Below are 2,200 nucleotides of genomic sequence, written 5' to 3' on the forward strand. Positions count from 1 at the left end.
ATGCAATCTGTTGACCAAGTTTATCTTAGACACAATTGGCTATTTACATACCTGAATTTTAATGCGTAAATTTAGGTAGGTTATTAGCAGGATGCCTTTGCCAAATAACAGATTTGAACTTACTGCATCTTGAAGCCCTAGTCAAAATCTTTGATTTTGTTACAGGTCTCATGCAATCTGTTGACCAAGTTCCACTTGGATTCAACAGTCTGCTGACCTACCTGCGATTTATTTCATAAATCGGGTTAGGTCATTAAAAAAGACGAGGGAAATCCCTCGTCTAATGTTTTATATAATATATATGAAGAGATTTCTTGCTGTGGTAATAATAAATAGGGTCTACAAGTATATAATTCATAAACCAATAAATTATATAACTAGAACTATTATTTTATTATTCCCAAATTAAATTTTTAGCAAGAAATTAAAATCATTCTTTCACCTCTTATTTTTGTATCAAGCCAATAATACCATATTCTCTACTTTAATTCAACAATTTAAATTTCGGCTGTTTTAAATCCTTTACCCTTTACCTCATAAGTATCTGAAATAGTCATAAATGCATTTTTATCATGTTCTTCTACTATTTGCTTTAAAGCTGCTATTTGCCTTGTACCTACTACAGTATAAATTATTTTATAGCCTGTTTCACTATAGGCTCCTGAGCCATCTAGGTAGGTTACCCCTCTATGAACGTATTTTATTATATCTTCAGTTATAGCGTTATATTCCTTAGATATAATAAAAATTTGTTTTCTTTCCCCAAAACCCATTTGAATTCTATCAAGTAATGTATAGCCTACAACCATAGAAACTATTGTATATAATCCCTTGTCCAATGAAAATATATATGATGCCGTTAGAACTATAAGCATATTCATTCCTAGTAGAGCATTACCAATGTTCATATTAAGTCTTTTTTTAAATATAGCCGCCAATATATCCAATCCGCCTTGACAGGCTCCATACCTAAAAAGAATTCCCATACCTATTCCATTAATTGCTCCTCCTATTACTGATACAAGAAAAGCATCTTCTAAAATAAATGGATTTTTGAAATTTTCAAATATTAACAATATACCGGACAATATTACTGCTGAAATCATGGCATATGTTGTAAATATTTTATTCAAAAATATATACCCCATTATAACTAATGGAATATTTAATATTAATATAGTAAGACCTGTAGGTATATTATATAAAAATTTTAATAATAAACCTATACCTCCTAAGCCACCACTTAGTAACCCTTTTTGTTGAAAGAAAAAGGTCATTGCAAAAGCACAAATAAAATCTCCTAATAAAATAGCTCCCATTCTTTTTGAAATATCCATTTTATTTCCTAAATAACTGGATATCCTAAATGCGTCTTCTTCAGATTTACTATTCATTTAACTCCCCTTTATTTTTATTATTTATATTCCTCTCACTATAAAATTAACATAATTCCGTTAAAAAAACAACAACTTAAGTTTTTAAATATTCAAAAACTTAAGTTGTTGTTTTTATTTATTTATCTATTACCTAAAACATAGTCCATTACAACATCTGGAACGTTGTTTCCTCTAGATAATACTATTGGATAACCCTTTTTAGCTGCATATGATGCCCCAACTATAGCATCTGGGAATACTTCTCCACTTGCTATTACAGCATGTTTTGGTTTTACATATACTTGTTCTGCTACTAGTACAGATGTTTCATACCTGTCAGCACCAGCTATTCTATTTACTTCTGCATATTTTCTAACTTCTTTTTCTACTTCTCCTGATACCGACTTACTTCCTCCACCTATTGTTACCTCAGTTAATTTCCAGTCCTCTATTGTTTTTGCTGTACTTGTTGGTAATTGTCCTGGTTTTGTTAATAGGATTGGCATATTTTCTTCTACACCCATAGATGTCATTGCAATTGCATCCGGGAAGTCTGTTCCATCTACTAGTATTGCTTCTGTCTTACTAGCTGTTAAAGCTCTTACTTGGTTTCCTACAAGAATTGCTGTATCGTATCTGTCTGGTCCACCAATTCTTTCTACAGTGTAGTTAGCTAGTTCTTTTTCTACCTTTTCTGATATAGAGTCATTTCCACCTATTATTATTACCTTAGTTGCTCCAAGTCTGTTAATTTCAGCTTTCACTTCTGCTGGAATAGCATCTTTTCTTGTTAACATTATTGGTGCACCTAGTTTATTTGCAAG

At 31.2% G+C, this 2,200-nt stretch carries 2 protein-coding genes; both read right to left on the minus strand.

The features are described from left to right. Positions 1–497: 497 nt before the first annotated feature. On the minus strand, positions 498–1,394 hold the full coding sequence (locus WAO56_RS03830) for a YitT family protein (protein ID WP_422143411.1): 897 nt from the start codon (positions 1,392–1,394) through the stop codon (positions 498–500). 122 nt (positions 1,395–1,516) lie between these two features. Further along, positions 1,517–2,200, minus strand: a 684-nt coding sequence (locus tag WAO56_RS03835; protein ID WP_422146283.1) for a cell wall-binding repeat-containing protein, incomplete at its 5' end; no start/stop codon positions are given.

The sequence above is a fragment of the Miniphocaeibacter sp. genome (assembly GCF_049276255.1).
Lineage (GTDB): Bacteria > Bacillota > Clostridia > Tissierellales > Peptoniphilaceae > Miniphocaeibacter.